General features: G+C 47.4%; 28 protein-coding genes and 1 pseudogene. 28 read left to right on the forward strand and 1 reads right to left on the reverse strand.

Annotated features, from left to right (window positions below):
• Positions 1-183 precede the first annotated feature (183 nt).
• The 7 genes from OCV96_RS11305 to OCV96_RS11335 are packed head-to-tail and all read left to right on the forward strand — an operon-like array spanning position 184 to position 5,629.
• Positions 184-861, forward strand: coding sequence for a flavodoxin (locus tag OCV96_RS11305; RefSeq protein ID WP_262594564.1), 678 nt, complete (start codon positions 184-186; stop codon positions 859-861).
• A 26-nt stretch (positions 862-887) separates the two neighbouring features.
• Positions 888-1,994 (forward strand): alpha/beta hydrolase, encoded by a 1,107-nt coding sequence (locus OCV96_RS11310; protein ID WP_262594566.1) that lies wholly within the window; start codon positions 888-890, stop codon positions 1,992-1,994.
• Between the two features lie 5 nt (positions 1,995-1,999).
• The gene (locus OCV96_RS11315) at positions 2,000-2,749 is read left to right on the forward strand and encodes a carboxymuconolactone decarboxylase family protein (protein ID WP_262594567.1); all 750 of its coding nucleotides are present in this window, start codon (positions 2,000-2,002) and stop codon (positions 2,747-2,749) included.
• Between the two features lie 11 nt (positions 2,750-2,760).
• Positions 2,761-3,210, forward strand: a complete 450-nt coding sequence (locus tag OCV96_RS11320) for a flavodoxin family protein (protein ID WP_262594568.1) — start codon at positions 2,761-2,763, stop codon at positions 3,208-3,210.
• A 13-nt stretch (positions 3,211-3,223) separates the two neighbouring features.
• Positions 3,224-4,069 carry an aldo/keto reductase gene (locus tag OCV96_RS11325; RefSeq protein ID WP_262594570.1) on the forward strand — a complete coding sequence of 282 codons (846 nt, stop codon included), beginning with the start codon at positions 3,224-3,226 and terminating at the stop codon, positions 4,067-4,069.
• The gene (locus tag OCV96_RS11330; RefSeq protein WP_262594572.1) at positions 4,066-4,947 is read left to right on the forward strand and encodes a prolyl oligopeptidase family serine peptidase; all 882 of its coding nucleotides are present in this window, start codon (positions 4,066-4,068) and stop codon (positions 4,945-4,947) included. Before OCV96_RS11325 ends, OCV96_RS11330 begins: the two co-directional genes overlap by 4 nt.
• 4 nt (positions 4,948-4,951) lie before the next feature.
• Positions 4,952-5,629, forward strand: coding sequence for a DUF4405 domain-containing protein (locus tag OCV96_RS11335; protein ID WP_262594573.1), 678 nt, complete (start codon positions 4,952-4,954; stop codon positions 5,627-5,629).
• A gap of 431 nt (positions 5,630-6,060) precedes the next feature.
• Here OCV96_RS11335 and OCV96_RS11340 read toward each other — a convergent pair whose 3' ends face one another.
• The gene (locus OCV96_RS11340; protein WP_262594574.1) at positions 6,061-6,903 is read right to left on the reverse strand and encodes a helix-turn-helix domain-containing protein; all 843 of its coding nucleotides are present in this window, start codon (positions 6,901-6,903) and stop codon (positions 6,061-6,063) included.
• Positions 6,904-7,218: 315 nt separating this feature from the next.
• Between OCV96_RS11340 and OCV96_RS11345 the strand changes: the two genes are divergently transcribed.
• The 21 genes and pseudogenes from OCV96_RS11345 (at position 7,219) to OCV96_RS11445 (ending at position 24,994) form a co-directional block, all read left to right on the forward strand.
• Entirely contained in the window at positions 7,219-7,839 is a 621-nt protein-coding gene (locus tag OCV96_RS11345; RefSeq protein ID WP_156058217.1) for a CHC2 zinc finger domain-containing protein, read from the forward strand.
• The gene (locus tag OCV96_RS11350; protein WP_345780266.1) at positions 7,817-9,184 is read left to right on the forward strand and encodes a DNA primase family protein; all 1,368 of its coding nucleotides are present in this window, start codon (positions 7,817-7,819) and stop codon (positions 9,182-9,184) included. Before OCV96_RS11345 ends, OCV96_RS11350 begins: the two co-directional genes overlap by 23 nt.
• 395 nt (positions 9,185-9,579) lie before the next feature.
• Complete coding sequence (locus OCV96_RS11355) at positions 9,580-9,798, forward strand: LLM class flavin-dependent oxidoreductase (RefSeq protein ID WP_156058219.1); 219 nt, start codon at positions 9,580-9,582, stop codon at positions 9,796-9,798.
• Positions 9,795-10,751: a MobV family relaxase gene (gene mobV, locus OCV96_RS11360; protein WP_156058220.1), complete on the forward strand. Its 957-nt coding sequence runs from the start codon at positions 9,795-9,797 to the stop codon at positions 10,749-10,751. Before OCV96_RS11355 ends, mobV begins: the two co-directional genes overlap by 4 nt.
• Before the next feature lie 9 nt (positions 10,752-10,760).
• Complete coding sequence (locus OCV96_RS11365) at positions 10,761-10,970, forward strand: hypothetical protein (protein ID WP_156058221.1); 210 nt, start codon at positions 10,761-10,763, stop codon at positions 10,968-10,970.
• A 27-nt stretch (positions 10,971-10,997) separates the two neighbouring features.
• Entirely contained in the window at positions 10,998-12,692 is a 1,695-nt protein-coding gene (locus OCV96_RS11370; RefSeq protein ID WP_262594576.1) for a recombinase family protein, read from the forward strand.
• Positions 12,693-12,964: 272 nt separating this feature from the next.
• On the forward strand, positions 12,965-13,438 hold the full coding sequence (locus tag OCV96_RS11375; protein ID WP_262575272.1) for a DUF6075 family protein: 474 nt from the start codon (positions 12,965-12,967) through the stop codon (positions 13,436-13,438).
• A complete protein-coding gene (locus OCV96_RS11380; RefSeq protein ID WP_015516251.1) occupies positions 13,438-13,617 on the forward strand; it encodes a hypothetical protein in 180 nt (59 codons plus the stop codon). The genes OCV96_RS11375 and OCV96_RS11380 overlap by 1 nt, the downstream gene beginning before the upstream one ends.
• A gap of 32 nt (positions 13,618-13,649) precedes the next feature.
• On the forward strand, positions 13,650-14,432 hold the full coding sequence (locus tag OCV96_RS11385; RefSeq protein ID WP_138345477.1) for a ParA family protein: 783 nt from the start codon (positions 13,650-13,652) through the stop codon (positions 14,430-14,432).
• The gene (locus OCV96_RS11390) at positions 14,425-15,312 is read left to right on the forward strand and encodes a ParB/RepB/Spo0J family partition protein (protein ID WP_138345479.1); all 888 of its coding nucleotides are present in this window, start codon (positions 14,425-14,427) and stop codon (positions 15,310-15,312) included. Before OCV96_RS11385 ends, OCV96_RS11390 begins: the two co-directional genes overlap by 8 nt.
• Before the next feature lie 22 nt (positions 15,313-15,334).
• Entirely contained in the window at positions 15,335-16,399 is a 1,065-nt protein-coding gene (locus OCV96_RS11395; protein ID WP_117831502.1) for a DUF6017 domain-containing protein, read from the forward strand.
• On the forward strand, positions 16,380-16,712 hold the full coding sequence (locus OCV96_RS11400; protein WP_138345481.1) for a DUF6050 family protein: 333 nt from the start codon (positions 16,380-16,382) through the stop codon (positions 16,710-16,712). The genes OCV96_RS11395 and OCV96_RS11400 overlap by 20 nt, the downstream gene beginning before the upstream one ends.
• Positions 16,709-16,981, forward strand: coding sequence for a hypothetical protein (locus OCV96_RS11405; RefSeq protein ID WP_138345483.1), 273 nt, complete (start codon positions 16,709-16,711; stop codon positions 16,979-16,981). Before OCV96_RS11400 ends, OCV96_RS11405 begins: the two co-directional genes overlap by 4 nt.
• A 25-nt stretch (positions 16,982-17,006) precedes the next feature.
• On the forward strand, positions 17,007-17,657 hold the full coding sequence (locus OCV96_RS11410) for a hypothetical protein (protein ID WP_117831500.1): 651 nt from the start codon (positions 17,007-17,009) through the stop codon (positions 17,655-17,657).
• A gap of 24 nt (positions 17,658-17,681) precedes the next feature.
• Positions 17,682-18,836: a hypothetical protein gene (locus OCV96_RS11415; protein WP_138345485.1), complete on the forward strand. Its 1,155-nt coding sequence runs from the start codon at positions 17,682-17,684 to the stop codon at positions 18,834-18,836.
• Between the two features lie 296 nt (positions 18,837-19,132).
• Positions 19,133-19,606: a PcfB family protein gene (locus OCV96_RS11420; RefSeq protein ID WP_138345487.1), complete on the forward strand. Its 474-nt coding sequence runs from the start codon at positions 19,133-19,135 to the stop codon at positions 19,604-19,606.
• Between the two features lie 38 nt (positions 19,607-19,644).
• Positions 19,645-20,625, forward strand: a pseudogene (locus OCV96_RS11425) (type IV secretory system conjugative DNA transfer family protein); the annotation flags it as partial.
• Between the two features lie 92 nt (positions 20,626-20,717).
• The gene (locus OCV96_RS11430) at positions 20,718-22,598 is read left to right on the forward strand and encodes a recombinase family protein (protein ID WP_262594578.1); all 1,881 of its coding nucleotides are present in this window, start codon (positions 20,718-20,720) and stop codon (positions 22,596-22,598) included.
• A 26-nt stretch (positions 22,599-22,624) separates the two neighbouring features.
• The gene (locus OCV96_RS11435; protein ID WP_262594579.1) at positions 22,625-22,978 is read left to right on the forward strand and encodes a TnpV protein; all 354 of its coding nucleotides are present in this window, start codon (positions 22,625-22,627) and stop codon (positions 22,976-22,978) included.
• 175 nt (positions 22,979-23,153) lie between these two features.
• Positions 23,154-23,828, forward strand: coding sequence for a response regulator transcription factor (locus OCV96_RS11440; protein ID WP_262594580.1), 675 nt, complete (start codon positions 23,154-23,156; stop codon positions 23,826-23,828).
• Positions 23,816-24,994, forward strand: coding sequence for a HAMP domain-containing sensor histidine kinase (locus OCV96_RS11445; RefSeq protein WP_262594581.1), 1,179 nt, complete (start codon positions 23,816-23,818; stop codon positions 24,992-24,994). Before OCV96_RS11440 ends, OCV96_RS11445 begins: the two co-directional genes overlap by 13 nt.
• The last annotated feature ends 22 nt before the right edge of the window (positions 24,995-25,016 follow it).

Below are 25,016 nucleotides of genomic sequence, written 5' to 3' on the forward strand. Positions count from 1 at the left end.
GGAAATTGGACTGCCGACCAGCTTTGCAGAGCTGGGTATCCCCGATGACACCGATTTTCGCGCCATTGCGGATTCTACCGTTCTCACCCCCGGCTGCTGCAAAAAGTTGACCCACGATGAAATATATGACATTCTCTGCGAATGTAAATAAAACTAAAATTGAATTGAAAGGATGATTTTATCATGAAAAGACTGACTGCACTACTGCTGAGTGTCGTGCTCGTACTTAGCCTTGCCGCCTGCGGCTCTGCCAACAAGCCTGCATCTTCCACCACGCAGCCCGAAACCTCTGCGCCGACCGAACAGCCCGCCACGGAACCGTCTGAAAGCTCCTCGACCGCTCCCGCAGAATCCGAGCCGGAGACCCAGCCCGAAACCGGCAAGACGCTGGTGGTCTACTACTCCGCTTCCGGTAACACCGAGCGGGTGGCCAAGGATATTGCAGAGGCAGCCGGTGCCGACCTCTTTGAGATTGTTCCCACTGAAGTCTACACCAGCGATGATCTGGATTGGACGAACCCCGACAGCCGCGTCAGCCGTGAACATGATGACGAGTCCCTGCGGGATGTGCCCCTGACCACCACTGAAGTTCCCGATTGGGATTCCTATGACACCGTGTTCATCGGTTATCCCATCTGGTGGGGTATCGCAGCGTGGCCCGTGGACACCTTTGTAAAAAACAATGATTTCACCGGCAAGACCGTCATCCCCTTTGCCACTTCTTCCTCCTCCGGCATGGGTCAGAGCGGCAGTTTGCTGGCCGACATGGCCGGTACCGGCGAGTGGCAGGAAGGCCAGCGGTTCTCCTCCGGCGTTTCCAGTGATGATGTGCAGTCCTGGGTCAATGGACTGGGTCTGTAATGCGTAGGAACGGAGTTTTCGCCGCAATGCTTGCAATTCTCATGGCCGTGTCGCTGACCGCCTGTGGCCGGGAGTCCGTCGGGACTCCCGGCGGTGAGCTGGAAAACGGCGTTGCGGCTATTGAGGATGCTATGACAACGAAACCAAACGAAAGCAGTTCTGCTTTCACCACCCCCATCGATGATCTGCGCGACGGATCTTCTACGGACACTGTAGCCACGCCGGGCGATTTTCCTGATGCATACAACTTCGGCAGCGGCAAGATTTCCGATTATTCCCGCACAGCCATGCTGCAAAAGATGCCGGAACCGGCAGGTAATAACACCGTGCTGAACACGGCAGCAGACCCTGCAAACATTCAAGTGCTCTATCTTTGGGAGGAGGGCAATGTCCCCGCCAGGACGAAATTTACGCAGGACATGACCGGATATTTCGATGACTGGAACTTCCGCCCCTATGTCACCGCTATCCCCGTCCGGGATGGCGTGAAGCCAAAAGGCGCGGTGGTGCTGATGGCGGGCGGCGCTTATCAGTTTCGGGGCAACTACACCGATTCGCTGCCCACCGCCGCAGCACTGCGAGAGCTGGGCTTTCAGACCTTCATCGTAGACTACCGCCTGTCTCCCTATACGCAGGAGGAAGGTGCGCTGGATGTGGCGAGAGCCGTCCGCTTTGTCCGCAAAAATGCGGAGATCTATGGTATTGACCCAGATGATATTGCCGTCATGGGCTTTTCGGCGGGCGGCATTCAGGCCGGTGAATTTCTGATGCACTATGACGAATATGTAACCGGCACGGCGCTGGACAGCACCTATGTGCCGGACGAGCTGGACACCGTTCTCGCCTATGCCTCCGCCGCAGGCATGATCTATTCCTTCTATGGACGCCTCAGCGTGGGAAATATGGATGCAAGCTGGTTGGCTGAGGGCAATTTGCCGCCGACCTTCTATGTCTACGGCACCGAGGACCCCTTCTATCGTCAGTTCCAGCAGCAATATGATGTAATCTCTGGAATGGGCATTTCCACCGGGCGCATCGTGCTGAACGGCTGGCCTCACGGCTTCGGCTCTGATGGTGGTTGGGTTAAGGACTACGCCGCATGGCTGGAAACAGTTTTCAGTGAAATGGAGTGACCGACATGAAGAAAATAACAGCGGGCAGGGATATTTTAGGTGAATTTGCGCCGAAGTTCGCACAGCTCAATGATGATGTTCTTTTCGGTGAGGTTTGGAGCCGGGAAAGTGAGCTTTCCGCACGCGACCGTTCCCTCATCACCGTGACAGCGCTGATGGCGCAGGGGCTGACGGATACTTCCTTCGGTCATCATCTGGCAATGGCAAAGGAAAATGGGATCACCCGCAGCGAAATTGCGGAGATCCTGACACACGCCGCATTTTATGCGGGTTGGCCGAAGGCATGGGCAGCATTCCGCATGGCAAAGGACATCTGGGCAGACGAGGAAAGCACCGACGAAAAGCAGCGTCATCAAAACAGTATGATATTTCCCATCGGCGCACCCAATGACGGCTTTGCACAGTATTTCAGCGGGCAGAGCTATCTTGCGCCAGTCTCCACAGCGCAGGTCAAAATATTCAATGTGACCTTTGAACCAGGCTGCCGCAACAACTGGCACATCCACGAGGCGGACAAAGGCGGCGGGCAGATCCTCGTCTGCGTGGCAGGCCGGGGCTACTATCAGGAATGGGGCAAAGAACCGCAGGAGCTGCACCCCGGCGATGTGGTCAACATCGCCCCCGGCATCAAGCACTGGCACGGCGCTGCGCCGGACAGCTGGTTTTCCCATCTGGCGGTGGAAGTACCTGGAGAAAACTGCCGCAGTCAGTGGTGTGAACCAGTGAGTGAAGAAGAATATCAAAAGCTGAAATAAGGAGCATCACTATGAGCATTTTATTTATCAACGGCAGTCCCAACAAAAACGGGAACACCGCCGCACTGGCGGCAGAACTGCTGAAAGATCACGAATATGAGACTTTGAACCTTACGGACTACACCATCGGTGCATACGGCCAGAACCTCCCCGGCGACGGGCTGGATGCTGTCATTGGTGCCATGAAGCAGGCGGACATCGTCGTCATCGGCTCACCCCTGTACTGGCACAACATCTGCGGCAGCGTGCGCAACGTGCTGGATCGTTTCTACGGCAAGGTGGAGGACGGCGAACTGTCCGGACGCAAACTGTATTTTGTGTTTCAGGGCGCAGCTCCGGAAAAATGGATGCTGGATGCGGGCGAGTATACCATGAAGCGCTTCGCCGGTCTCTACGGTATGACCTACAGCGGCATGGCGACCAATAAAAACGAAGCCACGAAACTTGGAAAGAACATTTAAGGAGGAATCTTTTATGGAATATGCAAATCTCAATAACGGCGTGAAAATGCCTATGGCCGGTATAGGCACATTTCTTTTGACTCCGGACGAGGCCGAGGCCTCCTGCGTCAGTGCCTTGCAGGACGGCTATCGCCTGATCGACACAGCCAACGCCTATGTGAACGAAAAGGCAGTTGGCCGCGCCATGAAGAAGTCCGGCTTGCAGCGGGAGGAAATTTTTCTCGAAACCAAGCTGTGGCCCAGCTTCTATGAGCAGCCCGATGCGGTGGACAAAACCCTTGCCCGGCTGGATACCCCCTACATCGACCTGCTGCTGATCCACCAGCCCGCAGGCAACTATGTGGATGGCTATCGCCAGATGGAAAAGGCGTACAAGGAGGGCAAGGTGCGCGCCATCGGTCTGTCCAACTTCAACAAAGCGCAGATCAAGGAGATTCTCTCCATCTGCGAGGTGCGCCCCACGGTATTACAGACCGAGCTGCACCCCTATCATCAGGAGCCTGAACTGAAAGTCTTCCTGAAGGAGAACGGCATCGTGCCGCAGGCATGGTATCCGCTGGGCCATGGCGATAAGGCGCTGCTTCAGGAACCGCTGCTTGCCCAGCTTGGCAAGAAGTACGGCAAGTCCGCACCGCAGGTCATTCTTCGCTGGCACATTCAGAGCGGCAACATCGTCATCCCCGGCTCCAAGAATCCCGACCATATCAAGTCCAACTTTGACCTGTTCGATTTTGCCCTGACGGATGAGGAAATGGCGCAGATCACCGCCCTTAACAAGAATGTGCGCTACTACACCAGCACCCCGGAAATGCTCAAAAAGTATGCGGAAATGGTTCCGCCGGTGGACGAGCAGAAGTGAATCGATTTTTTTCGCTTTCGGTGACTCTTGTGTTGATACTGACTCTCGCGGGGTGCGGAGCCGGTACAGCAGTGCCGACCCAGCCAGAGACAACGCCTGCACCGAGTGCCGAACTGACGGAAGAACCGTTGGAAAGCACAGCATCGGCTGTCACATCGGAGCCGGTTCAGACTGGCCTGTTTGCAGAGCAAATCTTCTCCGGCGCGGACGGCGACATCCATTACAGCTATTATCTGCCAGACAGCTACGACGGCAGCCGCAAGTTTCCGATGATGGTCGTTATGCCGGGCTATAACATGATGTGGTTCGGTGAAGACTCTTCCGGCAGCAATCTGAATTGGAATGGCTTTACCGCATGGACAAGGCTGGACACCGAGATGGTCGTGGTTTCTGCACAGCTCACTGACTGGGGCGAAAAATCCGCCCGGCAGGCCATTGAACTAACGGAATACTTTATCAATCGTTTTGCCGTGGATACCAGCCGGATCTATGCCGCCGGGTATTCCGCAGGCGGCGAGACCATGTCCCGTGCAGTGTCCATGCGACCCGACCTGTACGCCGCCTATCTCCATGGCGCTTCTCAGTGGGACGGCAGCTATGCACCCATTGCGGAGAATAGTGTGGCGATCTATATCTACATGGCCGACGGCGACGAGTATTACGGCAGCGCCAAGGCCCGCTCGGCCTACGAAAATCTTCACGATGCCTATGAAAACGCCGGTTGGAGCGGTGCCGACATCGACAAAGTTCTGCGTATCGAAACACCCGACAACGCCTTCTTCAACGAAAAGGGCATTTATAACTACCACGGCGGAGCCAATGTGGTCTTTGACGACCCTGACAATTTGAACTGGGTGATCTCTCACAGCAAAGGATGAGGACATGAAACCAATTCTCAAAATAAAAATCGCCGTGGATGCGGCCATGTCGGTGTCCATGCTGCTTCTGATGGCCTATGGCCTTGTGGGTGAGGCAGCCCACGAGTGGATCGGCATGGGAATGTTTGCCTTGTCCGTGGCGCACCATATTTTGAACCACCGATGGATCCAAGCTGTTCCGCGGGGGCGCTACACTCCCCTGCGCGTCGTGCAGACAGCACTGGCAGGGCTGATTTTCCTGTGCATGGTCGGCTCCATGATCAGCGGCATTGTGCTGTCCCGCCATGTGTTTGCGTTTCTCCCCAGGCATGGCGGCTATGAGCTTGCACAGCAGGTGCATATTCTCTGTGCCTACTGGGGCTTCGTCTGTATGAGCCTGCATCTGGGGTTTCACTGGAGCATGATGCTGGCGATGGCGCGCAAACACTTGCAGCCTTCATCCATGCGAATATGGAGCCTGCGACTGATCGGCTGGCTCTGGGCAGTGTATGGCGCGTTCGCTTTCCGACGCAGAGGCGTTAGTTTGTATCTGCTGCTCAGAAGCCACTTCGTATTCTACGATTATTCCGAGCCTGTAATCCTCTTCCTGATCAACTATCTCTCCGTAATGGTGATGTTTGTGCTGATTGGATATCTTATATCAATGCTGTTGAAACGGCTGCCCACTTTTTATTTACATTGAGTGTGATAAAAACGCTGTAATTTTCGCCCAATTATATGGCGAAGATTACAGCGTTTTTCTATTTTCAAGCTGTTGCTTTTGCAGTTTGTATATGCATCTGCGAGGAAAATGAGGGATTGCAAAGAGAATATCTCTTTGCCGCTGGGTTTCCAATAGGGGCGCGCAGCATCCCTGTTGGCACACGATTTTGCTCTGCAAAGTCTAGTGTGTTATACCTTTGCTTCCGGCTGACGCGGGAAAGGGGCTGGCTTCGCCATCTGCTATGAGGGCAGATAGCGGTAGGCAGACACTTTTCTGCGGCAGTAGGACAGGCGGATTTTGTGACACCAAGGTGACACAAATGCAGGATTTTTGAAAAGAAAAATCCGACTGGCCGGAGAAGGAAGCAGAGGTATATACAGCCCTTGTCCCGCCGCAGCGATGCTCCTGTTTCAGCGCTTCTTTCGTTTCCCTTTGCCGTGGGTCATGGTCGTTTTCCCGCGTTGGCTGATGGGAGTTTTTAGGTGCTTGGACTTCTTGAGGATTCCAATCAGCGAAACAAACTCTTCTTTCGTGAGCGTGTCGTAATCAATACCCAGTGTTGCAAGGTACGCGCGGATTTTCTTTTCCTCGGAGCTTCCCTCAAAATGTACGGCCTCCATCAACTGCTTCTGCACAGCGGCGGCAGACAGGTCATCGTCTGCGGTCAGAGCATCTGTCCTGTGTTCCTCACGGATGTCACGCAGGATATTGCTTAGATCGTCCGCAACGAGATGCCCGAAATATTCTTCCTCTTGTATCTGCGCCGCTTTCAGAGTATGGAGGTACAGATCGTTAGCTTCCTCGCCATGCTCCATCAGAACCATCTGGCGGGTAGCTTCCAGAACCGTATTCATATCCTTGATCCGCATATCTGCGATCCGGTCAACGTAAATCTCAGCATCCAGCATAAGCCGCTGGAAATCCTTGTGGCAGATCAGCTCCGACAGCAGCCGGTGGTTGAACTTGCCTGTTCTTAATACATCAATCGAAGCATCACTCAAATGCAGCTCATGCAGAGCTGTGTTTGGGTGATTTTTTGTTTCCGTCCGCCCCATCAGATAGTCGCAGGAAACACCGTAATAGTCAGCCAGCAGCAGAATGCTGTACGGGCTGATGTCCTTGCCGTTATCTGATTCATATTTGCCAAGTGCGGATTTCGAGATGCCCACTTCGGCGGCAAGCTGCTCCAAGGTCAGCTTTCGTTCTACTCGTAAATCTTTCAATCTCTCTCCGATTGTCAGCTTGACTTGCATACAGCAGCCTCCTTTTTCATTTTTCTGTATTATATCATGTTTTTCCGTTTTGTGTCTCAAAGCGTGGAAAATTTCAACTTCTACCCCACTTTTCCTACCTCTTGGATATACGGGAAAGGGCCTGTTTTCTTACTAAAATTTAGACGTAAACCACACAGCACCTTGAAAATTTCATGATCGTCCGATGAGGATATGCTTCCGGAGAAGTATCGCATTCAGCGTACCAAGGAAGGGACAACGCCAGGGTAAGGACTCGGGCAGGAACGGCATCGGGTAGAACGGCGAAGTTCAATTATTTTACAGGAGGAAACAGGTATGGATTTATTTACACAAATCAAGATGGCAGTTTCCGTGAAAGAGGCTGCCGAATACTACGGATTGGAAGTAAATCGTGGCAACATGGTCTGCTGCCCCTTCCACGCCGACCGTACACCCAGTATGAAGCTGAATGAGGATTACTTCTATTGCTTCGGGTGCGGAGCCCACGGCGATGTGATCGACCTTGTGGTAAAGCTGTTCAACCTGAGCAGCTATGACGCAGCGAAAAAGCTGGCGTATGACTTTGGGATTGACCCGGACAAGCCCCCGGCTGCGGCAGCGCTGCGGAAACCGAAATATCCGCTGGCAAAGGCGTTCCAGAATGAGACGCTGCATTGTCAGCGGATATTGTGCGATTATCTGCATCTTTTGGCGCATTGGAAGGTGCAATACGCGCCCAAAACGCCGGATGATACTCTTGATGACCACTTTGTGGAAGCCTGCCAGATGCTCGATTATATCGAGGATCTGACAGATATTTTAACCTTTGCGGAGTTGGAGGTTCGCGTGAAAACCGTGGATATGCTTCAAAAGGACGGCATGATTGACCGGCTGGAAGAACGCCTGAAACGGACGGAAAAGGAGGTGGATGCCCGTGACGAAACGGAAATCGGCTAATTTAGACGCGCCCATATGGTTTGATGGCACAAATATCAATGAGGCGCTGTTCTGTGATGAATTTCTGAGCAGCAGGAAAATCATCTTTGCCAATGGCGCTTTCTTCACGCCGGATGGCAGGGTGACCGATGATCTGCCGCTTCGTGGCGAAATCTATGAGAAACTGAAATGCTGCGCCGTGAACAATATCCCCCGCAAAATCACCAACATTCTGGAAGTGATGAAGCTGGCGGCTCATGTGGAGGACTTTGCACCGGAAGCAGATAGAATCCATCTGGCAAACGGTACTTTGAAGCTGGACGGCAGCTTTACCGAGGGCAGACCGAACATTGTGCGGAGCAGACTGCCGGTGGCATACCGCCCTGACGCACCGGCTCCCGTCCGGTGGCTTTCTTTTCTGGATGAGCTTCTCTATACAGAGGACATTCCAACCTTACAGGAGTTTATTGGCTATTGCCTGATTCCCAGCAATAAGGGGCAACGCATGATGGTGATTAAGGGAAACGGTGGTGAAGGAAAATCACAGATCGGTGCTGTGCTGGTTGCGCTTCTCGGCAGCAACATGAAGGATGGCAGCATCGGCAAAATTTCTGAAAACCGCTTTGCCCGCGCCGACCTGGAACACATTCTGCTGTGCGTGGATGATGATATGCGGATGGAAGCACTGCGACAGACCAACTATGTCAAGTCCATCGTGACCGCCCAAGGTAAGATTGATCTGGAACGCAAGGGCAAGCAGAGCTATCAAGGCTGGATGTTTGCCCGCCTGCTGGCGTTCTCCAACGGCGATCTGCAAGCACTCTATGACCGAAGCGACGGATTTTACCGCCGACAGCTTGTGCTGACCACCAAAGAAAAGCCTGCGGGACGGGTAGATGATCCTGACCTTGCCGAAAAGATGAAAGCAGAGGTCGAGGGCATCTTCCTGTGGGCGTTTGAGGGCTTGCAGCGGCTTGCCGCTAACAACTTCAAATTCACGGAAAGCCAGCGCACACGGGATAACCGGGAGGCAGTGAAGCGAGATAATAACAATGTCTTTGATTTTCTGGAATCCGAGGGCTATATCCGGCTGAAGGCGGACTGCACCATCAGCTCTAAAGACTTGTACGAAATTTACCGGATGTGGTGTGAGGAAAATAATCTGACACCTCTAAAGCGCCGCAGTTTCAGTGAGAGTGTGATTGCGAACCAAAGCAAGTACAATCTTGAATACTGCAATAAGATCACCAATGCTGCCGGACGGCGTGTATGGGGCTTCTTCGGTATTGAAGCGATTGCCAGACCTAATATAAACGGGTTTTCTGATGTTTCAGAGCATACGTACGTACAGGAGGACTGGCGATGATTCTTCTGCAACTGCGCCGTGTACGTATGTACGTTTTGTTTTTCCTGAAATACCACCATATGAAAAACTCTGACCGATACAGCCTATATTTTTGGGCACGAAATCAAGCTAAGTGAAATCCGTAAATTATTTGCCTGTTGGCAGAAATGGTTTTACGGAATCGCGCTTCTCAGAACAGCAAAGCTGATGTGCGGAAACATGGGAAATCATACGGTTTAGAGTAAAGGCACATGGAACAGAAAAGTCGATAGGTGTCACCTGTGGACAGAACATCATAACGGCAATTTTGAGCGGATTTGAGAGTAAGGCTTTTTTTAACGATGCAGCGAAGCGGATGCGCCAAATGGCGTACTGGCTTCGCTTTTTTATTATCTAATTATGGAGGGAATTTGAATATGAGTGTACGCAATGAAATCAAGGCGCAGATCATTCGTGCCGGTTTTACGATGCAGGAGGTTGTTGATCTGTTGCATGATGAATATGGCTGGTCGGACAGTGTTTCCAATCTGTCCGCAAAATTGCAAAGGGAGAGCATCCGCTACAAGGAGGTCGTGGAACTGGCCGACGTGCTGGACTGCGACATCGTGTGGGTGAAGCGAGGGGAGCGCCGATGAAAGCACAGTACGCCATTCTCCGCTTTGCCAAGTACAAGGGGCCGGAAATCGGCCACATCGAGTCCCACAACGAGCGTACCAAGGAGAAGTACGCCAGCAACCCCGACGTGGACACGGCGCGCAGCCACCTCAATTTCCATCTGGTGACGCCGCAGCGCAAATACCGCGCCGAGGCGGAAAAGCAGATCGCGGAGGCAGGCTGCCGCACGCGGTCGGACAGCGTACGCGTGGTGGAGGCGCTGGTGACTGCCAGCCCGGAGTTCTTTAAGGGCAAGAAAAAGGGCGAAATCAAGGCCTATTTTCAGGAGGCGCTGGATTTTATCCGGGAACACCAGGATCCCAAAACCATTATATCCGCCGTGGTGCATATGGACGAGAAAACGCCCCATATGCACCTTTGCTTTGTCCCGCTGACAGCGGACAAGCGGCTCTCCGCCAAGGAAATCGTCGGCAACAAGAAGAAGCTGACGCAGTGGCAGGACAGGTTCTGGGAGCACATGGTCAAAAAATACCCCGATCTGGAGCGCGGCGAGAGTGCCAGCGAAACCGGGCGCGACCATATCCCGCCGCGGCTGTTCAAGGAGGCTGTCCATCTGAACCGGATGAAGGAGCAGATACTGAAACTGATGACAGATACCAATCTTCTTAATAAAAAATCGAAAATGGAAGAACTGGAGGCATTGTTGGACAAATATGTTCCGGCAACAGAAGCTCTGCGGACGAAGCTAAGAAAGTATGATAAGGCGTACAAAGCGCTTTCTGATGAGAACAGCGCACTGGAAGCGGAATTACAAACAGCAAAAGATGCCAGCAAGGAAAAGATTGCGGACAGACTGAAATACGGAAAAACGGAGCAGGAGCTTTGTGAGCTTCATGCTCTGATAGACAACATACCACCGGAAATTGTAGCTGCTTATAGGAGAAAAACAACAGGATTGCAAAACGAACGTTGAGGATAGCTTATGAACAATGAATTGATGAGAGACGAAAACTTCATTCGTTGTTCTACGATGATCGCCGAACTGCTGATGAAGTATAAATCTATGGAAACAGAAGAAGACCAAGAGGGCTGGATGCAAGAAGGGGCATCCAGCCCTCTTCTTTTTTTACTGCGGCTATTGAAAAGTTTTCTGTCATCGTTTATACTGTTTGAAGTAGATGTTTATTACTGACAAAACAGAATGAAGGAGGTACCGTCCATGGAAAATGCATACATATATACACGTGTTTCAACTTTGATACAGGTGGACGGTTTTTCTCTTGAGGCACAGGAAGCAGAAATTAGAGCTTTTGCGGAAGCACGCAAGATCAATATTGTCGGGAAATATACGGATGAAGGTAAATCCGGAAAGAATGCCGAGCATCGTCCTGCCTTTACGCAGATGATGGAGGATATTCGGAGCAAGAAGGACAACATTCGTTATGTTCTTGTTTTTAAGCTTTCCCGTTTTGCCAGAAATACCAGTGACACCGCAAAGTACCTTCAGGAGCTTTCAAGCTATGGAATTGGTCTTTTGGGGATCAAGGACGGGATCGACACTTCAACCGTTACCGGCAAGATGATTGCAAATATTATGGGAGCTGTCGCGGAAGTCGAGCTTGAGAACATTCATGAACAGACGCTTGCCGGTAGACAGCAAAAAGCCAGAAACGGTCTCTGGAACGGAGCGCAGGCCCCGTTTGGATATTCTTTGAAGGATAAAAAACTAATGATATATCAGAAAGAAGCGGAAACGGTCAAGGAAATTTTCCGGCTCTACACAGAGGAAGGGCAGAGCATCAGCTACATTGCAAAGAAACTTAATGATGAAAACATCCAACGTGAGCAGCGCGGAAATGTAAAAATCTCTGGCTTTACAGACAGAACCGTCCGTATCATTCTCAGTAATCCGGTTTATGCAGGCATGATTTCCTACGGTCGCCGCCATACGGTAAAGGTTGAGGGAAAGAACAATGAAACAAAGGTCGTGAAGCAAGACGATGAAAGCAAAATTATCCTTGTGGATGGCGTACATGAACCGATTGTAAGCAAGGAGACATTTGCAAAAGCGGAAGAGCGGCTGAAAAAGAACGTTGCCCATCGAAAGACCAGAAGTGACAGTACGACCGTTTATCCACTGACTGGTCTGATCAGATGTCCGGACTGCGGAAAAAACATCTTTGGTTATACTGCGCCGCCAAGGAAAAAGAAAAACGGAAAAGAAGGTTATTATCCGAGATATATTTCCTATCGGTGCATATCCGGAAGAGACAGAAACGGGATCAGCTGTTCTCTTGCCAACAAGTATTACAGCGGCACCAAACTGGAAACCGAGGTGAAAGAGGTTATATCCTCCATGGTGACAATCCCGGAGTTTGTAGAGCTTATTTCTCAAAAGATTGATATTCAGACAGATGTAAATTCTCTGCGGAAGAAGCGGGCAGCCATTCAAAATGAAATCACGAAATATAACGGCAATCTGCTCCAGACTGAAAAGAGACTGACGGAGCTTGACATTGCGGACAGGCACTATCAAAATAAGGTAGACAGTTTAAACCGCATTCTGGATGACCTGTATGAAAAGATCGAGGATGCACAGACAAGACTTGATGAAGTAGATCAGGAAATCACTATGGTTGAAAAATCTGCCATGACGAAGAAATCCATCTTTGAAATGCTGGAAGGCTTCAGCAAGTACTACGATGTCATGTCACCGGAGGATAAAAAGGCATTGTTGCAGGCTATGGTTTCGTTTATAGAGCTGTATCCGGAAAAGCGGGATGACAAGCATCTGATAAAGACGATACATTTCACCTTCCCTGTTACCTACGATGGTGAAAGCGGAGCGTTATTTGTCAGAACTAATGAACAGCAAGTTGAGACTGTGGTAGCACTACACAGAAAGGATATGTAGAAATCCTTGAATTTACGCACTTTGTAGAGTTTTTCAGCTTCAACAGGATTGCTGAAAATCACAAGGAAAAAGAGCTTGTGAGGAAGGTGACTGTTGTTGTGGCATTAGACCTCGGTTGTGGGAACACAAAGAATTCTGAATATGAAAGTAAATAGAGAACTATCAGATATGTTGATAGAACGTAGGGATACTTGAAAGAGTGTCCCTATTTTTTATATTAGGGCATTCCATTAGGAGTGCCTTTTTCAATTCAATTTAAAAGGAGGTTCACTATGAACAACACAGCGTTAGGAGCAGAAAACAAAAAGGAACAGACAATCAATTTTATCAGCGAAGCACATGAAAAATTCTACTATGAAAAATTAAAAGAGGTACGCTATCAGGATGTGTACCACAAGGCACTTTGCTATTGCCTTGGTATCAGCGATGATACGAGAAGAAATGTTGATAGCATCTATGATTTTAAGACGGGATGTGTAAAAACTGAGTGTTTGCATGAAGGCTGGCAGACCAGTGGCAGTATGAAGGTGGTGCGAATGGCATTTAACCTGTATTGCAATGGCACACCGAGTATAGATGATTACACAAAAACAGAGGAACAGGTAAACGAGTGCAGGCAGTATACAGTGGAGGACTTGTTCTGCTGTGCCTATGCACCTTTCTTTTGGCAGGCGATACAGATCCGCTATCCGGAGTATGCGACTTATAACCGGGAACTGTATGCCTTATTTGGAGGAGCAGACTAATGTTAAAAGTCAGATTGATGGGAACGAAGAATGACATTGTGTGGTTTCAGAAAATCTTACAGCGTCATCCAAAAGTAGAAGTTCTGGAGATATCAGAGCTTTATAGCAATAAAGGGACAAACAAATATTACAGAGCTTATGCGGAAGTGCAGAAAAGCAATGTAAAGAGCAGCAGATAAAAGCAAAATAGTAGAGAATAGGAGAATTTATCATGTGTAAAGTAATAGCAATCGCAAATCAGAAGGGTGGAGTTGGAAAGACCACCACAACAAGCAATTTAGGAATCGGACTGGCAAAACAGGGAAAGAAAGTTTTACTGATAGATGCAGATGCACAGGGCAGTCTTACGGCAAGTCTTGGTATTCGGGAGCCGGACAGACTGGAAATTACACTTGCAACCATTATGGCATCCATTATCAATGATGAGGAAATAAAACTGGAGTACGGCATTTTAAGACATGAGGAGGGGGTGGATTTCATGCCGGGAAATATCGAGCTTTCCGGTTTGGAAACCTCACTTGTGAATGTTATGAGCAGGGAGACGGTGCTTCGTACCTACATAGAACAGCAGAAAGACCGCTATGATTACATTCTGATTGACTGTATGCCATCACTCGGCATGATTACGATAAATGCTTTTACCAGTGCGGACAGTATCTTGATTCCAGTACAAGCAGCGTATCTGCCGGTAAAAGGTCTGGAACAGCTGATTAAAACTATTGGAAAAGTAAAGAGACAGATCAATCCGAAACTGGAGATTGAGGGAATTTTGCTTACAATGGTTGATAATCGTACTAATTATGCTAGGGACATCAGCAATCTGCTGATTGAAAATTATGGAAGCAGAGTGCGGATATTTGAAAACAGTATTCCAATGTCGGTAAGAGCTGCGGAGATTTCTGCGGAAGGTGTGAGCATTTATAAGCACGATCCGAATGGCAAGGTAGCAAGTGCCTACCAATCACTGACGGAGGAGGTGCTTGGCAATGAGTAAGACTGGAAGTGCCGCAAAGGTGAAGTTGAACAGCTTTGATGATTTATTTGGAACGGAGCAGCCACAGACAGGAACAGAGCAGGTACAGGAAATCGCATTGTCAGAACTGCATGAGTTCAAAGGACACCCGTTTAAGGTACTGGATGATGAAAAGATGCAGGAAACGATGGAAAGCATCAGGGAGCATGGAGTATTGATGCCAGGCATTGCCAGACCAATGAAAGATGGCGGCTATGAGATTATTGCCGGACATCGCAGGAGACACGCCTGTGAGCTTGTCGGACTTACTACAATGCCGATGTTCATCCGTGATTATACGGATGATGAAGCTACAATTATCATGGTGGACAGCAATATTCAGAGGGAAGATATTCTTCCGAGTGAAAAGGCAAAAGCTTATTTTATGAAATATGAAGCTGTAAAACATCAGGGTAAAAAAGGAAAAGGCAACAGTCTGGATGAGGTTGGGGAAACTGCAGGAGAGAGTGCAAAAACAGTACAAAGATATATTTACCTTGCCCACTTATCGGATGCACTTTTAGATATGGTCGATAAAAAGAAAATTGGAATCGTGCAGGGTGTAGAGCTGTCATTTCTGACAGAACAGCAACAGGAGTGGGTGCAAGTTGTTCTTGAAGAAACAGGGGTGATCATTTCAACAGTACAGGCATCAAGGCTGAAGGAGTATGGAAAAAGTGATGAACTGACATTACCGATGGTAAGGCTGATCCTGACAGAACCGAAACCGATAGAGCGAAAAGTAACCATCAAGGCAGACAAAATCAGCAGATATTTTCCAGAAGATTATTCCAATGAGCAGATTGAAAATGTTATCTATCAGCTATTGGATGAGTGGAATAGTTCAAACAGTGAGAAATAAGCAGCAAAGGAGGCATGAAAAAGTGGACGAGAATACAAAATTTGATTACTACTATGGAATTGAAGCAGACCAGTTCTCTTTTTATCGTGTCCCCCGGTTGCTGATTAAGGATGAGCGGTTCAAGGGGCTTAGCAGCGATGCCAAGCTCCTGTATGGCTTGATGCTCGATCGGATGTCACTGTCTATGAAAAATGGATGGCTAGACGAGGAAAACAGGGCGTATATCATCTATACGGTGGATGCGATTATGGAAGATTTGGGATGTGCGAAAGCAACCTGTGTCAAGATTATGAAAGAGCTGGATTCCGAAAAAGGGATTGGGTTGATTGAAAAAAAGCGCAGAGGTCTTGGCAAACCGGATATTATCTATGTGAAAAACTTTGCCACAATGTCAGCGGAACAGGAGGAAAAAGAGCCTGAGAATACTGGAAAATCCACAGAAGTTCAAAATTTGAACTTCAAGAAGTCTAATATTGATACTCCAAGAAGTTCAGAAATTGAACTTCAGGAGGTACAGAATCTGAACCACCAGAAGTATAAAAAGCAGACTTCAAGAGGTTCAGAAACTGAACTTGCAGAGGTTCAGGATTTAGCCCCTATTTATACTAACTATAATAAGACTGATATAAATTATACTGATATGAGTTATACCAATCCAATCTATCCATCCGGTGAAGGAAATCAGACCGATGATAGGATGGATGGAGCAGATGCATACATAGAGATTATCAAAGAAAATATTGAGTACGATCATCACATGAAATATGATGAAATAAATGACAGGGAACTGTATGATGAATTATTTGAATTGATCTGTGAGGTTGTATGTGTAAAGCGGACTACGATACGGATTGCGGGGGAGGAGTATCCATATGAGCTTGTAAAGTCAAAATTCTTAAAGCTGAGGAGCAGTCATCTGGAGTATGTGATGGGGTGTATGAAAGACACGACAACAAAAATTTCAAACATTAAGGCATATATGGTTACAGCACTGTATAATGCACCATCAACAATAAATCATTATTATCAGCAGGAAGTGCAGCATGATATGTATGGAGGAGGCTGGCATGAAAAAGGTATTGTTTAGAATTATTATTCCGATACTGATATTAGCTGCCTGGATGATCATGTGCTATCCGGTATGTGCAAGGGCAGATGGGTTTGATTATTTTCTATACTGGATTATGGTAGGATGTCCATATGGAATGCGGAAAATGAGCATGTTTCTTGTTCCGAAGAATTTTGGTATTGCAGGGAGCATTGGCATATTGGCACTAGATTGTATCATTGGTGGGTTGATCGGTGGTATGATTGTTATAATCAGAATTATCAATACAGTTATGGAAATAATAAAATTGATATCAGGAACTTTTGGAGATAATGTCCAGAAGTGTGAGTGAGAAAACAAAAAAGGCGTTGTCAATCGAGTTTAACATTTGAAAATTTGTGGCAGGAATGGTTAGATACGAAATTATTCATCACAGGCAAGAGCAGGAAAATGGAAGGCATGGGGGATGAGGAAATATTTAAGAGTCTGCCAGCAGATGAACGAAAAGCACTTTTAGTAAAGAAAGATGATTTTGCAGCAAAGGCAGGAATAGAAAACAGCGTCAGAGCAGTTATGAGTCGAGAGATTTGTAGCTGTTCTTTTTATTACTTTTTGACATAATGTCCAGGAGTGGAAAGGAAAATGTATGGAATCAATGAGAGATGTGAACAGGGTAATGGAACGGGAGATTAAAAAGGGAAGTAGTCCTTTGAAACTGGACCATATTGAATTTGGAGATTATTCGTATCAGGAGATAATGTCACAGGAGAAATTGTTTGAGGTATTAACATATTTGTTGCGGATAGGTGACTTCAAACAGTATGCCGGAAAGACTATTCTTAATAATGTTTATATGGATCTGCGATGGAAAAAGCCAGTATTTAAGAGAACCAAGACTATTATGGAAAGAAATAATATATTTGCGACCATTAGAAGGTATGTAAAAAAGCTGAAACCGCAGTATAATGGAGATGTATATTTGGAAACGGTCAGATGTTATTTTGATATATCACAGGAAAATCTGGAAAAGTGCCGATATACATATCAAGGGAATGAAACATACGCCTTCCTTATGTCGGACAAGTATATTAGGGCATTGTATACGCATTGTTTGGTGGCAAGAAAAGAATATGCTTTTGACAGTGTAAAATCGAATGGACTTTCGGATATGGAGCTTTCTATGGTAAAATTAGAGGGTGTTAGAGAAGTATTATTTCAGGCATTGTTACTTGATGATGTGAAGTTTGAAGATGACAAGATGTATACGGAGTTAAGCAGTATATATTTATTGTGTTAAAAGGAGAAAGGGGAACTGAGAGAAATGAAGTGTACCATTTTTTATTCTTGGCAATCAGACTTGCCCAACAAAGATAACAGATCATTTATTGAAAATTGTATAGAAAAGGCAATTAGGAAAGAAAAATTGGGATTTGAAGCTGGTTTGACGGTAGCTGTTGATAGAGATACAAAGAAAACGGTTGGTACACCAGATATAGCTGGAACAATTTTTGATAAAATTGCCAAAACCGATATTTTTATTTGTGATATATCTATTATTAATGGAAACGATAAAGGGCGCAAGTGTCCCAATCCTAACGTATTGTTGGAGTTGGGATATGCGGTAAGAACTCTTGGATGGGATAGGATTATTTGCTTCTATAATCTGAAATATGGAGAGTTAAAAAGTGTTCCATTTGATTTGAGTCACCGTCGTATATTTTTCTATAATTCCGATAATGAGAATGAAAAAGAAGAGGTATCTAAGGCATTATCGGTGGGGATAAAAGAGATGATAGCGAAAGGTTTAATTAGTAACCCTTTACGTGATCATATGAAAGGACGAATTGATTATTGTGTATTAGAAATTTTAAAACAAATAAGTTGTGTTTTGGTTAATACAATCACAATGTCTGATGCTTTAGCGAAAGTTCCTGAGGTCTTGAATTTTACAGAAGAGAAAATTATAGATATATTATCCGATAATCATAAGGTATTGGGATTCTTTGCAAATAATGATTTAGAAGAAGTGAAAAGAAAGGGCGAAGCCATTTTTTCTGCAATTACTACATCAAATGTATATCAAGTTGAATGGGCTGTTTTAGTATTGGAATTGATTGATTGGGTAAGAAGATATCAATATCTTATATCTGATAGGGCAAAAAATATATTGTATAGCACTGTTTTAGAACCTGTTCCATATTTGAATGTAGTGGCAGGAAGAGAGCTGCATCCAGATAATCCTAATAATTCCTGTTTGTTATTAAAAAAGATGGGAACTGATTCGGGAAAAGTACTATATGCGGGCACAATGGTGAAGATTGATAAAAGATCCTTAGTATCCCTTTGGTATATAAACGATGCGGCAATAGAAAAATTTGCAAAATGTTTAGTTGATGCTATTAATATGGCAAAAAAGTGGCTTGATAAAACAGAAGGAGAATTTATTTTAGATCCAGATTATTATGGAATTATTTGATAATAAGTTGTTATGAAAAAGTTTTTTGTATGGAAGCATAGAGGAAAGGATATGAACTTGGACAACGCAAAGTAGAGAAATTATAAACATCTTGATACTTGATAAATGATATGATAATTTACAACAGCGTAAGGGCAGTTATAGACCGTAAAGGTTTGTAGTTGCCCTTTTTTGTGTTTATAAAACTTTTGGACAAAATGTCCAGAAGTGGAAAGGAGAACTTATGAAATATTTATTACACAGGCTGTTGGTTCCACCCTGAATCAAATCGGTGCAGATAAGGAAGGAGGTACACCGTGCAGGAGGAAACAACACAGAAAACCATTGCTCTTGCAATCAAGACTTCCAAACTGACCGCAAGCGTGTTACAGAAGGCGATGAAGATGTATCTGGAACACCAGAAGCATAAGGAGCCTTCCCATGGGAAAATCCCGGTAAAAAAGCTGGTCGGTCAGGGAGAGGGTGCAAAGTCCATTGAGGTTACGGATAGCAATATTAAATCCTTTGAGCGTGTTGCAAGGAAATACAATGTCGATTTCGCAGTAAAGAAGGATAAGACCACGGAACCACCCAAGTATCTTGTATTTTTCAAGGGCAAGGATGCTGATGTGATAGCACAGGCATTCAAGGAATTTGTAAAAGTTAATGAGAAAAAGCAACAGCGTCCGTCACTCAGACAGAAATTGAAAGGACTTCAGAAGATTGTTGCACAGAATAAGAATAGGGAGCGAAGCAGAGAGAAAAATAAGGGCAGAGGACAGAGCTTATAAGCAAGGTCATTGACGGAATTAAAAAGGATTTACAGTCAATTCCGAAAACTCTCAAAGAAAAAACAAAAGGGGTAAATAAGAAACAGCTTGCCCTGAAGTGCGCTCCCTATGTGATTTTCGGATATGTTCTGAATAAGGTTTCATGGCTGTATGGACAGCAGGCAGGTGACAATACATTACAGAAGGTGTTGGACACAATCAATGGGATTGGAGGTGCGTTCCATAATCCGCTTCCAAGTTTTCTGCCGAGAGATTTACTGGTAGGAGTGGGATGCGGAATAGGATTTCGTATGGTAGTTTATTATAAAGCGAAAAATGCAAAGAAATTCCGGCAGGGAGTGGAGTACGGTTCGGCAAGGTGGGGAACAGCCAAAGATATTGAACCGTATGTTGATCCTGTATTTGAAAATAACGTGCTTTTAACAGCAACGGAACGGCTTATGATGTCGGGCAGACCAAAGCAGCCGAAGTATGCGAGAAACAAAAACATACTTGTAATCGGTGGTTCCGGTTCCGGCAAGACCAGATTTTTTGTAAAGCCGAACCTCATGCAGATGCACAGTTCCTACGTTGTGACTGATCCCAAAGGCACAGTCCTCGTGGAATGTGGCAAAATGCTGTCTAAGAATAATTACCGGATCAAGGTGCTGAATACCATTAACTTTGCAAAATCAATGCATTACAATCCTTTCGCTTATATCCGTAGCGAAAAGGATATTCTGAAACTCGTAAACACAATCATTGTAAATACCAAAGGGGAAGGACAGCAAGCCTCTGAGGATTTCTGGGTGAAAGCGGAAAAGCTCTATTATACAGCCCTGATCGCATATATCTGGTACGAAGCACCGGAGGAGGAACAGAATTTTTCCATGCTGATTGATCTGGTGGATGCCAGTGAAGCAAGGGAAGATGATGAGAATTTCAAAAATGCGGTTGACCTGCTGTTTGAGGAGCTGGAAAAGGAGAACCCGAACCACTTTGCGGTCAGACAGTATAAAAAATACAAGCTGGCGGCGGGAGATGTATGCTCTAAGTGACTTCTTAATCATGGTTTTTTGTCATGGTTAGTGAAGCAGTCACTTAGAGCATTTTCATTTCAGGAGGTACAGCCATGAGAAACGAGAAAATCACCCCTCTGTATGAGCGTTTGAGCCGTGATGATGAGTTACAGGGCGAGAGTAACTCTATATCGAACCAGAAAAAGATGTTGGAGGACTTTGCCCGCCGGAATGGTCTGCCGAACCCCACCCACTTCACCGATGACGGCGTATCGGGAACCCGTTTTGACCGCCCCGGCTTTCTGGCGATGATGGAGGAAGTCGAGGCCGGACGGGTGGAGGCCATCGTCATAAAGGACATGAGCCGCCTGGGGCGCGACTATCTGAAAGTCGGTCAAGTCATGGAGATTTTGCGGCAGCGCGGTGTGCGGCTGATCGCCATCAATGACGGTGTGGACAGTCTGAAAGGCGATGATGATTTTACCCCGTTCCGCAACATTATGAACGAGTTTTACGCCCGCGACACCAGCCGGAAAATCCGCTCCGTGTTCAAGTCCAAGGGCATGAGCGGCAAGCACCTGACCGGCACCGTTATCTACGGCTATCTGTGGGACGAGAAGCGGGAACACTGGCTTGTTGACGAAGAAGCCGCCGAAGTGGTACGCCGCATCTTTTCCCTGACGATGGAGGGCTACGGCCCCTATCAAATCTCGAAGCTGCTGTCCGAGGCAAAGATTGAAATCCCCGCTGTCCACCTGGCGCGCTTTCACGAGGGCGTAAACAGGTCAAAGCCGGTCAAAGACCCCTGCGGCTGGGGATCGTCCACCATCGTGAACATCCTGAAAAAGCGGGAATATCTGGGCCACACCATCAATTTTAAGACCCGCAAGCACTTCAAGGACAAGAAAAGCCACTATGTGGATGAAAGCGAGTGGACGATTTTTGAGAACACCCATGAGGCCATTATCGACCAGGAAACCTTTGACAATGTGCAGCGTATCCGGGGAAACGCCAGACGCTACCCAGACGGCTTTGGCGAGGCCCATCCCCTGACCGGCCTGATGTACTGTGCCGACTGCGGCGGCAAGATGTATGTCCATCGCGTCAATAATGGCAAGCGTGACCCACAGTTTACTTGCAGCCAGTACAGCAAAATACCATGCGGGACGCTTTGCGGCACACAGCACCGCATCCGGGCCGAGGCTATCCTGACCCTGATAACTGATATGCTCCGGGCCATCGCGGAATATTCCAGGAATGACCGGGCCGAGTTTATCCGCACCGTCCAGGAAACGCAGGCCGCCCAGCAGACCGCCGACATCTCCAAGAAGCGGAAACGGCTGGCCGCCGTCCAAAAGCGGGCCGGGGAACTGGAAAAGCTGATTTGCAAAATCTATGAGGACAACGCCCTGGGTAAGCTGCCGGACGCCCGGTATGAGGCCCTGGACGCACAGTATGCCAAAGAGCAGGACACTCTCCATGCGGAAATCACGGAACTGGAAAAGGCCGTTACCGGCTATGAGCAGAGCCGGAAATCTGCGGAGAAGTTTATTGCCCTGATTGATAAGTACGAGAACTTCGACACGCTGACAAACACCATGCTCAACGAGTTTGTAGAGAAAATCCTTGTCCATGAACGCGCCCGGAAAGGCAGCCAGGACACCACGCAGGAGGTTGAAATCTACTTCAACTTTGTGGGCCGGTATATCCCGCCCGCCTTGCAGCCGGTTCCCCTGACCCCGGAGGAACAGGAAGAACTGCGGAAGAAGGAGGAACGCAAGGACAGGCTTCACCAGAACTACTTGCGCCGCAAGGCCAATGGCAAACAGAAGGAATGGGAAGAACGCTACAACGCCAAGCGCAAGGCCCAGGTGGAGGCAGCAAAGGCCGCGATCCGGGCAGAGGATATGGAGAAGGGCATTTTTACCACCGTCAGCCAGTTACCCAGGCAGGAGCCGCGCAAGGCCACCATATCGGCCAGCGCCGCAGTTTAACCGTCACAGTGCAAAGGAGGACGAACATGAACAAATTGACTTACACCCGCTGCGGGGATTACTACATCCCCAACCTGAAACTTTCCGAGCAGCCGGAGGCCCCCATCGGCAAGTATGGCCGTATGCGGCAACGCTACCTGAAGGAACACCGGCCCGGCCTTTACAGCAGCCTGATTTTGAGCGAAAAGCTGTATCCGCACCTGTTGGAGATTGACCGGGCGGCGCGAGAGCGGATAGACGCCATGCTGCCCCGCATGATGGAGGCGGCGGGCGTCACCGAGGAATTGAAAGCCCGTGACCCTATGCGCTGGGTGGGGCTGATGAACATGCTGAAAGCGCAGGTGGAGGAAGTTGTGTTATCAGAACTGGTTTTTGATTGATTAGATATATGAGCAGAGGTCGGCTTGTCGGCCTCTGTTAACTTTTAATTACTTCGACATATCTTTAGCCTTGTTTTCTCCAAAGTGAAGAAATACAATAAAAGTATTGACGAATCAGAAATAGAGAAAAAGTTGAAAAAAGAGTGCTATACTCATTTGTTAGGAGGTGTGTAAAGTGGGGGTAAAAATACTAATCGCTGACGATGAAAGCGATATTGTTTCTATGCTCGACAGCTTTTTTGAAAGCAAGGGCTTTCGTGTCCTGACCGCTTTCAATGGTGCAGAAACACTAAAGCAAGTGGAAAAACAACCGGATATTATTTTGCTTGACATCAATATGCCCGGAACAGACGGGTTAGAAGTTTGCAAGCGTATCCGCGATCACGTATCCTGTCCGATCCTTTTTCTGACTGCCCGAATTGAAGATACAGATAAGGTGAAAGGCTTTGCTGTTGGCGGTGATGATTATATTGTGAAGCCCTTTTCCCTCGTAGAACTTGAAGCGCGGGTGCGCGCTCATCTGCGCCGGGAAGCGCGACATAATTTTGAAGCGCAGATCAAGTTCGCCGGCGATTTGACGATTGACTATTCAGAGCGTTGCCTGTTCTTCGACGGTAAGCGTGTGGGGCTTGCCAAAAAGGAATTTGATATTGTGGAGCTACTTTCTCAAAATCCGGGACAGGTCTTTGATAAAGAACGGATTTATGAGCGTATTTGGGGTTATGACAGCGAGGGCGACAGCAGCGTTGTGGCAGAGCATATCCGCAGGATACGGACTAAAATTGCTGCATATACCGACCACATATATGTTGAAACAGTTTGGGGGTGTGGATACAAATGGGTCAAATAAACTGCCGTAGGCATAATTTATCTCTCCGAAAAAGCCTTATTCTCTATGTAATTGCTTTTGTTGTACTCGCAGTTTTTCTTTCCGTAGCCACTTTTTTTATTTGCGGCAGTGCTGCTGAAGATATTAGATCATCTTATCCTCCGTCCGGCGAAAAATATTATTTGACAAATGAACAGGGGGAACAATTGGGCGAGGGAGCTTACATTGGGACTGAACTTGCCCCAATGTCCAACCAGGACGAGCACACAATCGCTATACTGGAGATGCTTCCCGTACTTGCTGCACCGATTTACTCCGCGTTCTGTATTATCGCTGCTGCGCTATTATTTTACAGGAACAAGCTGAAAAAACCGCTTGCTGAACTGCGGGTGGCTTCTGAAAAAATAGCGAGCAATGACTTGGATTTTTCAATCGACTATGAAAACAACGATGAATTGGGACAGCTTTGCGCGTCCTTTGAAATCATGCGGACAACCCTTGCGGACAATTTCTCTAAAATGTGGCGGCAAGTTGAAGAACGAAAAGCACTCAACGCCGCTTTTGCTCACGATTTGCGTACCCCTCTGACAGTACTAAAGGGCTATAATGAAATGCTGCAAGCCAGCGACAATTCCCAAACGAGGGAAACCGCCGCCACAATGGGAAAGCATATCTCCCGTATGGAAAACTATGTAAGCAGCATGAGCAACATTAGGCGTATGGAAGATACGCAGCCGGAGTACAAGCTGATTGACTTGCAACCGTTGGTATCTTCTTTGTATGATAGCGCAAAAATCGTTTGTACGAAAAACGGAAAAGAGTTGATTTTACAAAATGACATACCTGTTTTGCAGCTATCTCTTGACAGTGCATTTATCTCACAGGTATACAACAACTTGATTTCTAACGCTGTGCGGTATGCCCGGACTTTGGTAATAATATCTTTCGCCTTGCATGACAACGGTTTGCTGCTTTCCGTATCAGACGATGGGAATGGTTTTGATAAAGACAGCCTACAAAAAGCTGCAAATCCGTACTTCACAGGGGAAAGCAACCATTCCGAGCATTTCGGACTTGGGTTATATATTTGCAAGCTGCTTTGTGAACACCACAACGGCTATTTGAAGATCGAAAATACTACAACCGGGGCAAAAGTATCCGCCTACTTCAAATCTCCCGCTTTGTAGATAAAAAGTAGATATTTCCCCG

This window comes from Waltera acetigignens, assembly GCF_025567015.1.
GTDB classification, from domain to species: domain Bacteria; phylum Bacillota; class Clostridia; order Lachnospirales; family Lachnospiraceae; genus Acetatifactor; species Acetatifactor acetigignens.

Coding starts and splice junctions, on each gene's coding strand:
- OCV96_RS11410 (WP_117831500.1), top strand. CDS start 17,007: ATGGAATCAATGAGAGATGTGAACAGGGTAATGGAACGGGAGATTAAA.
- OCV96_RS11365 (WP_156058221.1), top strand. CDS start 10,761: ATGAACAATGAATTGATGAGAGACGAAAACTTCATTCGTTGTTCTACG.
- OCV96_RS11385 (WP_138345477.1), top strand. CDS start 13,650: ATGTGTAAAGTAATAGCAATCGCAAATCAGAAGGGTGGAGTTGGAAAG.
- OCV96_RS11305 (WP_262594564.1), top strand. CDS start 184: ATGAAAAGACTGACTGCACTACTGCTGAGTGTCGTGCTCGTACTTAGC.
- OCV96_RS11430 (WP_262594578.1), top strand. CDS start 20,718: ATGAGAAACGAGAAAATCACCCCTCTGTATGAGCGTTTGAGCCGTGAT.
- OCV96_RS11320 (WP_262594568.1), top strand. CDS start 2,761: ATGAGCATTTTATTTATCAACGGCAGTCCCAACAAAAACGGGAACACC.
- OCV96_RS11370 (WP_262594576.1), top strand. CDS start 10,998: ATGGAAAATGCATACATATATACACGTGTTTCAACTTTGATACAGGTG.
- OCV96_RS11435 (WP_262594579.1), top strand. CDS start 22,625: ATGAACAAATTGACTTACACCCGCTGCGGGGATTACTACATCCCCAAC.
- OCV96_RS11325 (WP_262594570.1), top strand. CDS start 3,224: ATGGAATATGCAAATCTCAATAACGGCGTGAAAATGCCTATGGCCGGT.
- OCV96_RS11375 (WP_262575272.1), top strand. CDS start 12,965: ATGAACAACACAGCGTTAGGAGCAGAAAACAAAAAGGAACAGACAATC.
- OCV96_RS11335 (WP_262594573.1), top strand. CDS start 4,952: ATGAAACCAATTCTCAAAATAAAAATCGCCGTGGATGCGGCCATGTCG.
- OCV96_RS11315 (WP_262594567.1), top strand. CDS start 2,000: ATGAAGAAAATAACAGCGGGCAGGGATATTTTAGGTGAATTTGCGCCG.
- OCV96_RS11355 (WP_156058219.1), top strand. CDS start 9,580: ATGAGTGTACGCAATGAAATCAAGGCGCAGATCATTCGTGCCGGTTTT.
- mobV (WP_156058220.1), top strand. CDS start 9,795: ATGAAAGCACAGTACGCCATTCTCCGCTTTGCCAAGTACAAGGGGCCG.
- OCV96_RS11400 (WP_138345481.1), top strand. CDS start 16,380: ATGAAAAAGGTATTGTTTAGAATTATTATTCCGATACTGATATTAGCT.
- OCV96_RS11415 (WP_138345485.1), top strand. CDS start 17,682: ATGAAGTGTACCATTTTTTATTCTTGGCAATCAGACTTGCCCAACAAA.
- OCV96_RS11310 (WP_262594566.1), top strand. CDS start 888: ATGCTTGCAATTCTCATGGCCGTGTCGCTGACCGCCTGTGGCCGGGAG.
- OCV96_RS11380 (WP_015516251.1), top strand. CDS start 13,438: ATGTTAAAAGTCAGATTGATGGGAACGAAGAATGACATTGTGTGGTTT.
- OCV96_RS11445 (WP_262594581.1), top strand. CDS start 23,816: ATGGGTCAAATAAACTGCCGTAGGCATAATTTATCTCTCCGAAAAAGC.
- OCV96_RS11340 (WP_262594574.1), bottom strand. CDS start 6,903: ATGCAAGTCAAGCTGACAATCGGAGAGAGATTGAAAGATTTACGAGTA.
- OCV96_RS11345 (WP_156058217.1), top strand. CDS start 7,219: ATGGATTTATTTACACAAATCAAGATGGCAGTTTCCGTGAAAGAGGCT.
- OCV96_RS11390 (WP_138345479.1), top strand. CDS start 14,425: ATGAGTAAGACTGGAAGTGCCGCAAAGGTGAAGTTGAACAGCTTTGAT.